This window comes from Streptosporangium vulgare (genome assembly GCF_042428775.1).
Classification (GTDB): Bacteria; Actinomycetota; Actinomycetes; order Streptosporangiales; family Streptosporangiaceae; genus Streptosporangium; species Streptosporangium vulgare.
Window position 1 is genome coordinate 461,089 of the sequence record NZ_JBHMBS010000006.1, and the last position, 8,758, is coordinate 469,846.

Here is an 8,758-nt window from a genome sequence, read left to right on the forward strand (position 1 = left end):
CCGCACATCCGAGGGCATGACGCATAAGGTGAGCACGAGCCGTACCCCCAGGTTTGGAGCCATATGGGCATGATCATGGCGGTGAGTTTCACCCGCTACGGCAGGCTGTACTACCTCGACCCCGGTGAGCACAGTCCCAAGGTCGGAGACAAGGTGCTGGTTCCCACCGAAGCCGGGCCCGAGGTGGCCGAGTGTGTGTGGGCGCCCCAGTGGACGAGCGAGGAGGTCGGCGGGCTGCCGGTCTGCGCGGGCATCGCGAACGAGGAGCACCTGACCCGCGACGAGGGCAACAAACGGCGGCGCGCCGAGGCCCGCAGCGTCTCCAAGCGCCTGATCAAGCGGCACACGCTGCCCATGAAGGTCGTCGGCGTCGACTACACGGACGCCGAGAACGTCTACACGGTCTATTTCTCCGCCCCCCAGCGCGTCGACTTCCGCGCCCTCGTCCGCGACCTGGCCCGCAACCTGCGCGCCCGGGTGGAACTGCGCCAGATCGGTCCCCGCGACGAGGCCCGACTCCAGGGGGGCATCGGCCCCTGCGGCCGTGACCTGTGCTGCGCCACCTTCCTCAAGGACTTCGAACCGGTCTCCGTCCGCATGGCCAAGGACCAGGACCTGCCGGTCAACCCGCTGCGCATCGCGGGGGCGTGCGGGCGGCTGATGTGCTGCCTGAAGTACGAGCACCCTCTCTATCTCGACGCGCACAGCAGGATGCCCCGCGTCGGGCTGAAGGTCGACACCCCCGAGGGGGCGGGAACCGTCGTGGGCCGCAACGTCCCCTCCGACTCCGTCGTGGTCCGCCTGGAGGACGGCGGACGCCGCTGCGCGTGCCCGTCGGCGTCGGTGTGCTCCCCACGCAAGCAGCACGACGCGGCGTACGGGGACGCGGTGCAGGTCGCCGACGGCGGGCCTGAGGGGTGACCGGGGGCGCGGTGCAGGTCACCCTCGGCAGGCCGGATGGGTGACCGGGCCGCGGCCCGCTCGGGGTGTGGTGCCTTCTGGGCCCGTGGGGATTTTCCGGCTGCTGTGAAAGGTGGGGCGCGGCCTCCCGGGGCCGTGCCACGTGGCCGCTCACGGTCGGCGTGTTCGCCTGGGCGATGCGCGGTCGCGGGGCCCGGCGCGGGCGTAGGATGCGAGCGGTCAGCCTCTCCGCGCGCGTCGGCTCCCCTCGCCGGACCCGCGTGCGATCCCGGCCCACGGACTACGGAGCGGACAAGGCGTGAGATCCCATGTGGTCGCCGTACTGGCGGCGGTGGCCCTGCTGGCGAGCGCGTGCACCGGAACCGACGCCAACGCCGGTTCCGGCAGTGGTACGGCCGGTGGTGAGGCGGGGGGGACGTCGCTCGGCTGGGAGGAGTGCGGGGGCGGTTTCGAGTGCGCGAAGCTCCCCGTGCCCCTCGATCATGCCAAGCCGGACGGCGAGAAGATCGAGCTCAGCGTGATCCGGCTACCCGCCTCGGGTGACCGGATCGGCTCGATCCTGCTCAACCCCGGCGGCCCCGGCGCCTCCGGGGTCAAGTACGCGCGAAGTGCCCGCACGGCGGTGAGCGCGGCCGTACGGGACCGCTTCGACGTCGTGGGCTTCGACCCGCGAGGGGTCGGCGAGTCCGCGCCCGTCCGCTGCCTGTCGACGAGCGAGCTGGACACCTACGTCGGCCTCGACAGCTCGCCCGACTCGCCGGGGGAGATCACCATGCTGGAGGAGGGCTCGCGGCGGTTCGCCTCCGGCTGCCAGGCCCGCTCGGGCAGGCTCCTGCCGCACGTCGGCACGGCCGACGCCGCCCGGGACATGGACCTGCTGCGCGCCGCGGTCGGAGACTCCCGCCTCACCTACCTCGGCAAGTCGTACGGCACCCAGCTGGGCGCCGCCTACGCGGACCTCTTCCCCAGCCACGTACGCGCCCTCGTCCTGGACGGGGCCGTGGACCCCTCGCTCGGCCCGCTGGAGCTGAACACCGCGCAGGCCCGTGGTTTCGAGGTCGCCCTCGACGCGTTCCTCGGGGACTGCCTCACCGCCACCGACTGCCCCTTCAGCGGTTCTGTCAGCTCCGCCCGCGCGGAGATCGCCGCCCTGCTCCGCCGCGCGGACGCGGCCCCCCTGACCAACAGGACGGGCGACGGCCGTACGGTGACCGAGGCCTGGACCACCCTCGGCCTGATCACCCCGCTCTACGACCGGCAGGCCTGGCCGGTTCTCCGCCAGGCGCTCGGCCAGGCGCTGAAGGGCGACGGCACCACCCTGCTCCGCCTGGCCGACCTGCTGATCGACCGCGAGCCGAACGGCGAGTACACCAACCAGACCGAGTCCAACCTGGCCGTCAACTGCGTCGACGTCCCCTATCCCCGCGACTCCGCCGCCTATGCCACGGCGGCCCGCGAGTCGGCCAAGGACGCCCCGCTCTTCGGCGCGTACGTCATGTGGAGCTCGCTGCCCTGCGCGTACTGGCCGGCCAAGGGAGGCCCCCGGGCGAAGATCGACGCCCCCGGAGCCCCGCCCATCATGGTCGTCGGCACCGAACGCGACCCGGCCACGCCCTACGAGTGGTCCGAGGCCCTCGCCTCCCAGCTCTCCTCCGGCGTCCTCGTCGGTTTCGACGGCGACGGGCACACCGCCTACCTGACGGGTTCGACGTGCGTGGACCGCCTGGTGGACGACTACCTGATCGATCTGACCGTTCCCAAGGACGGAACCCGCTGTCCCAAGATCAGCTGATTCCAGGGCGCGGGAAGGCCCCGGGAGCCTGTAGACTGCCGTAGGCCGTGGTGAAACACGGCACGCCGCCTTAGCTCAGTCGGCCAGAGCACTTCACTCGTAATGAAGGGGTCTGGGGTTCGATTCCCCAAGGCGGCTCCAAGGTAGAAGGCCCTCTCGGATGATCCGAGAGGGCCTTTTCGGTCTTGTAGAGCTGGAAAATACGGCAACGCGGTCAGTCACTGGATGGAAATGTCGCCCGATCTTGAACGGGGTGGAGGTCCCGGCCACTGCGCCGCCGTGGCGTACTTCGATCGCCGTCAGGTCGAAGTGGTCGAAGGCGAGTTCGACGTAGCGTCCGTCCACGACGTGGTCTACCTGGTAGAGCTTGTTGGGCATCCTGATCGTGTCGACCTTGGACACTTTGCGGCGTTCGGTCCATTAGAACGCCTCGGCGAGCTGGGAGGGGAGGCGGCCGCACGTGGCTCCGATAGGCCCTGCTGCCAGCGGCTGGGCGCCCGTTCGCTCCCGCCATTGCCGCAGCCGGCCCCGCACGGTCGCCTCCGGACGCTCCAGCGTCCGCGCGATCGACCGGAAGCCCTGGACCAGTACCGACCTGCCGGATGCCTCCCCGATCACCGAGACGTATGAAGACGCTGTTCCTCAACCGCAGCTCGACGTCGAGAGCGTCCTTGCCTACCGTGAGCATTGCCTCGGTTCCTCCGGCGCACCGTGAGTCACGGCCCTTCCCGGTGTTCGGTCCAGACAGCAGGGGAGGGCCGTTCCGCTGCCTGGACATGCTCACGCTGATATCGCCCACCAAGGAGAGCAAGGAGAACCTCATGACCTGCGGGTGTCCCCGTCAGCGATGACGCGAAGGTCCCCCTTATGGCCAAGAGGAATAACGCCTAACACCCGATCTGATAGGGCCGCATCATCTCGTTGTCCTCATGTCCGAGAATATGGCAGTGCCAGACGTATCGGCCGGGCAGATCGAACTTCGCCTTCACCCGCGTGATCTCTCCGGGAGGCGCGATGACGGTGTCCTTGAAGCCCCGCTCCCATGGTTCCGGCGGTCGCGGGCTACCGCCGACCGGCTGCCGGTCGACGACCTGGAACTGCACCTCATGGATATGGATCGGATGTGCATCCGTCGTGAAGTTGTACAGTTCCCAGACTTCGATGGAGTTCAGGACCGGATTCTCGGTGATCGGATCGTCCCACCGCAATGGGTTCGGTTTGCCGTTCTGCACTGTGCCGAGCTGAACGATAACGGGACTGACACCCGGGAAGTCGGCCGAGCCCTGCTCAGAGAGTGAGAGCTGTCGGTGTTTGATCGCCGGGCCGAGCGGCTGGAACTGCGGCAAGGTCAGCCGGCACGGCGGAGTGCTGGTGTCGTGGGAGACGAGCCGCACGACCTTGAACTTCATGACCTGGCCGGTGGTGGCGGGGTCGGCGAACGAGTCAGGTGGCCCGGGGAAAGGCGCGTCGGGCGCCTCGTTGATCAGGAAGATCTCCGTGCCCACCGGCAGGCCGGTGAAGTCCACGATCACGTCGGCCCGCTCCGCCGGTGCCACCAGCAGTTGGTCGAGCTCGACCGGCGCGGGCAGGAAGCCGCCTTCTGCGCCGATCACCCAGATGGGCAACGCCGTCTTGACAGGGCGTGGCGCCAATGGGTTCGACACCAGCTTGAAGACGAGGAAGCGCGAGTCGCATCCGTTGAGGATGCGGAAGCGGTACCGTCGCGGCTCCACCTCCTGCACCGGCCACGTCTTCCCGTTGACCACGATCGTGTTGCCGAAGAACTCTGGGTTCCAGATCGGCGGTACGTCGCTGTTCGGAGCGTACGGGCCGGTAAACCCGTCAAAGAAGGTCCGGCTGTTGGGGTAGAACAGCGAACCGTCGTCGTTGAACGAACGGTCCTGGACGGCCAGGGGGATCTCGTAATAACGCTTGCCCGGCCGGTCACCGACCTGCGGCGCGGGGCCAGGTAGGCGGCCTTCCGGCAGGTCGCCGGGGCCGCCGCGGAGCAGGTAGAAGCCGGCCGGTCCGGCGTAGACGTTGACCCTGGTCATCCCCAGGGTGTGGTCGTGGTACCACTGCGTGTTGGCCGGCTGGTTGTTGGCGTATTGGAAGACCGCATTTCCGGGGCCCCAGCGGTCGCCGATCGGCGACTTCGCTTTGAAGACGTCGTAGAAAGAGCCATCGCGTGCGAACCCCGCCGGAATATTGCGGGCTTTCGGCAGATACCACGCCTCGGGATAGCCGTCGCTGAAGTCGAACGTATGGTTGCCGTGAACGTGAGTGACAATGGGCACCGGCCCTCGGTAAGGGTTCTGATCGGTGCCGTTCGAGTCGCGGCCCTGTATGCCCCCTGGCGGGTTCGCCCAGTGCAGGGTCTGGTCGATCGGCAGGAGGTGTGGCAGGAAGTCGCCGTTCCGGTCAACGAGGCCGTTGATCCACTTGACCCGAACCGGCCGTCGATAATGAGCGTTTATCGTGAAAGCCGGATAGTTGAACGTGCCTCGATGGCTGACTGATCCGTAGCTCCATACGGTCGTCGCCGGGAGAGTCGGGGGTAGGATCTGCTGCCCGAACTGGCGTACGGCGATCTCGTAGTAGTCGAGTTCGTGGCCTTTCCAGGTCGGTGGCATTGCTGGCGGTATGACCAGCTGTGTCACGTACTTGCTGATGGTGGCCGGGTCGAGCGTTCCTCTCGGCGAGGCTTGCGCCAAGGCCGTGCCGAGGAACCGGACCGGAGTCACCGTGGCGGCTCCGGTAATCGCGGCGATCTGCAGAAAGCGCCGACGCATCAATTCGGACATATCCCCCCCTAAGGCATACAATTGGAGAAAATCGCGGATTTGACCATTTTGTGCGACGCCTAAATGTAGACATTTGCGCCGCGTTACAGGAAAGGTGAGCATTAATTCAAATCCGGCTTTCCTGTATTGGGACTCTATCTGGGGGGGTGACGACCAAGAAAATAATGCGTCTTGTGTTTGGTAAATGGCTCATTATTTGCGGTCAAGTAATTTAATGTCAGGCGGCGATGGCGACCAGTGAACCGCTTTGTCGGCTGGACAGGCCTCGATGGCTAACTCGCGACACGCGGGTCAGGATCCGTGATCTGCCGGGTGCGTCCCGGATCGTGTCGTGCGTGGTCGTCTCCCCCTCACGTCGGCTGTGGATGGAGTTGACTGGTGTCGATGCAGCCAAGGTCGTGGCTGGAGCCCGCACCTGAGGTCGCCCGAGCGATCCGGGCGATGTATCGAGGTAAGCGTGAGGCTCCGTTGCCCGTCCGGGTCCGTGATGAGCTGGGCGAACTCTTCGCGGACGCATTCGGGGCCGAGGGCAAACCGGACTGGCCACCCAGCGGGTGGCGCTGATCACCGTGTTCCAGCCGGAAAGTGGCTGCTGCGCGAAATAGCAGGACGTTGACCGCGACCTGCCTGAGCGATGGATCGCCGCCCATGATGGCCAGCCGCCACAGGCAGGTTCATCCAAGAGGTGCTTAACCGCTTGCCGGAGGATCCCTCTTCGCCGATCATCATGTTCGCGCAGAGCACCCGGTTGCTTGATCGGCGCGTGCCCGGCTCGCGACGCGGCATGGACGCCCTTCGCTCGTAAGGCGCCCACGAGCTGTCGCTGGTTCATGAAGGCAGACGCGGACCGCGCATACGCTCTACAGCAGCGCCGTACAGCGACACATCCTTACGCGGTCACACGCCACCGGTCCGCATCCACCACCTGACCGGGGCGGGAGCCCGCCCGCCTGGGCTGCGCCGTTCACTCGTAATGAAGGGGTCTGGGGTTCGATTCCCCAAGGCGGCTCCAGGTCAGAGGCCCTTCCGGATCATCCGGGAGGGCCTTTGTCGTATCTGCAGCAGCAGCCATATGCGGCAACGGCGTCAGTCGTCTCCGAAACTGCTGTGATCCAGTCGAGTGCCTCGCGAATCTCCGAAGGCAGCTGTTGGGTTCTTGGCCGAGAGTCTGAGTGGTGCCAAGGAACTCGATGGGCTCGTGCGGGGTGTCGTTGGTGAGTGGATGTTCCAGCAGCCCGGTCAGGCGGAGCGGGATGCCCCGTCTGCCGGTGCTCGGAAGCTCGGGTGGTGACCACCGGCGGGGGCAGGCTGTCACCGTGGTTCGTGGTTCGACCGGCTCGGGCCGGAGGGGCGTTTCCGCCGGGTGCGGCCCCCGTCCTGTCCGGATCTGTTTCGCCGGGGACCTGTAAGAATCCCCGGCTATCGCCGTCCGACGCCGTTGAGCAGCGTGTCGACGACGAGATCGGCCGCCTGCGGGGGTTCGAGCAGGGGGAACCGGTGGGCGGCTGTGTCGACGAGGTGGTCCAGCATGGCGCGGGCCCATTCTGCGGGCACGTCGGCGCGTAACAGGCCCTCGTCGGCCGCCCGCTGGACGAACCTGTCGAGCCGCGCGCTCTGCTCCTCTCTGCGGGCACTCGCGTCCGGATTCGCGTGCATCATCCGGCGTACGTCCACCGGCCACTCCCGGCTGACCGGGACGATGCCCTCCACGTATCGGTGCAGCGCCACCGCCACCTGTGCCTCGACGAGCCTGGCCTGGTCCAGCACCCGCTGGGAGGAGTCGAGCTTCGCCTGGAAGATGGCCGCGAGCAGGGCCTCCTTGGTGGGGAAGCGCCGGTAGACGGTCCGCCGGTCGACTCCGGCCTCGGCGGCGATCGCGCCGATGCTGGTCGACGGATCCTCGGCCAGCAGGCGGGCCCCCGTGCGCAGGACCGCTTCGAGGTTGCGGACGGCATCAGCTCTCATGATCTCGCCAGTGTACCGAGGTGTGACACCTGTCCGTTTGACATACACAGCCTTGAGGCACAAAATCCTATTACTGTCACATTGACGTGACAGATGCGTTGCCTGAAGGAGGCACAGTGATCAGGACCTGGCTCATCACCGGAAGTTCGCGCGGCTTCGGACGCGAGCTCGCGGCGGCCGCACTCGAACGCGGAAACCGGGTGGTCGCCACCGCCCGCCGGCCGGGACAGCTCGACGATCTCGTACGGAAGTACGGCGACCTCGTGCGCGCGTTCGCCCTCGACGTCACCGACGCCGGGGCCGCACACGCCGCCGTGCGGCTCGCCGTCGACGAGTTCGGCGGGCTCGACGTGGTGGTGAACAACGCCGGCTACGCCGACTCCTCCCCGATCGAGGAGACCCGGGACGAGGACTTCCGCGCGCAGGTCGAGGCCAACTTCTTCGGCGTCGTCAACGTCACGAAGGCCGCCCTGCCGGTGCTGCGCGCCCAGCGTTCCGGGCACGTCCTGCAGTTCTCCTCCATCGGCGGGCGGGTGGGCGGGTCTCCCGGCCTGGCCGCCTACCAGTCGGCGAAGTTCGCGGTCGAGGGCTTCTCGGAGGTGCTCAGCAACGAGGTGAAGCCGCTGGGCGTCAAGGTGACCATCATCGAGCCCGGCGCGTTCCGTACCGACTGGGCAGGGTCGTCCATGCGTATCCCGGCTGTCGGGCCTGACTACGAGGAGACCGTCGGCGCCATGAACCGGCGGCGCGTGGGCTTCGACCGGACGGCCCCGGGCGACCCCGCGCGAGCGGCGCGCGTCATTCTCGACACCGTGGACCTCGACGAGCCGCCGCTGCGCCTGCTGCTCGGGTCGGACGCGGTGGACCTGGCCGAGAAGTCGTCCCGCGTCCGCGCCGCCGAGGCCGCGCGGTGGGCGGAGGTGAGCCGCTCGGCGGACTTCCCGCCCGGTGAGTGAACCTTCTCCGTCGTACGGATGCCGTAGGTGGTCGCGGCCGACCGTGCTTTGCCGTCCCGCCGGAGTGCCCGGGGCGCCCCGGAGAATGACCTGAGGTCTGGTATACGTGCGATGAGCACCTGGAAAACCCCATAATCTATGGCTTATGTCTGAACGGGGTGAGGGACAGTCAGGGGTCGCGTCCAAGATCGGGCGTCTGGTGGCGATCGGGGCGGCGGCGGGCCTGCTGGTCGCGGGGATCGCGTTGCCGGCCGTGGGAGGCGCGGGCCTGGGCTTCGTGTCGGCGACCAACGAGCTGAATCTCAAACCCACCGACCTCG

5 protein-coding genes and 2 tRNA genes are annotated in these 8,758 nt (G+C 67.6%); 5 read left to right on the plus strand and 2 right to left on the minus strand.

What is annotated here, in order from left to right; all coding sequences use genetic code 11:
• The first annotated feature begins 63 nt into the window (after positions 1-63).
• From ACFFRH_RS16325 to ACFFRH_RS16335, 3 genes are all read left to right on the plus strand, one after another.
• Positions 64-921, plus strand: a complete 858-nt coding sequence (locus ACFFRH_RS16325; RefSeq protein ID WP_386157312.1) for a PSP1 domain-containing protein — start codon at positions 64-66, stop codon at positions 919-921.
• A 298-nt stretch (positions 922-1,219) separates the two neighbouring features.
• Positions 1,220-2,713, plus strand: coding sequence for an alpha/beta hydrolase (locus ACFFRH_RS16330; RefSeq protein ID WP_386157315.1), 1,494 nt, complete (start codon positions 1,220-1,222; stop codon positions 2,711-2,713).
• 64 nt (positions 2,714-2,777) lie between these two features.
• A tRNA-Thr gene (locus tag ACFFRH_RS16335) sits at positions 2,778-2,854 on the plus strand.
• A 746-nt stretch (positions 2,855-3,600) separates the two neighbouring features.
• Here ACFFRH_RS16335 and ACFFRH_RS16340 read toward each other — a convergent pair.
• Positions 3,601-5,517 carry a multicopper oxidase family protein gene (locus tag ACFFRH_RS16340; RefSeq protein ID WP_344750103.1) on the minus strand — a complete coding sequence of 639 codons (1,917 nt, stop codon included), beginning with the start codon at positions 5,515-5,517 and terminating at the stop codon, positions 3,601-3,603.
• A 940-nt stretch (positions 5,518-6,457) separates the two neighbouring features.
• Here ACFFRH_RS16340 and ACFFRH_RS16345 point away from each other — a divergent pair.
• Positions 6,458-6,529 (plus strand) — tRNA-Thr (locus ACFFRH_RS16345).
• A gap of 407 nt (positions 6,530-6,936) precedes the next feature.
• Here the strand turns inward: ACFFRH_RS16345 and ACFFRH_RS16350 are convergent.
• On the minus strand, positions 6,937-7,482 hold the full coding sequence (locus tag ACFFRH_RS16350) for a TetR/AcrR family transcriptional regulator (RefSeq protein WP_344750104.1): 546 nt from the start codon (positions 7,480-7,482) through the stop codon (positions 6,937-6,939).
• A 116-nt stretch (positions 7,483-7,598) separates the two neighbouring features.
• Between ACFFRH_RS16350 and ACFFRH_RS16355 the strand changes: the two genes are divergently transcribed.
• A complete protein-coding gene (locus tag ACFFRH_RS16355) occupies positions 7,599-8,438 on the plus strand; it encodes an oxidoreductase (protein WP_344750105.1) in 840 nt (279 codons plus the stop codon).
• Positions 8,439-8,758: the final 320 nt, after the last annotated feature.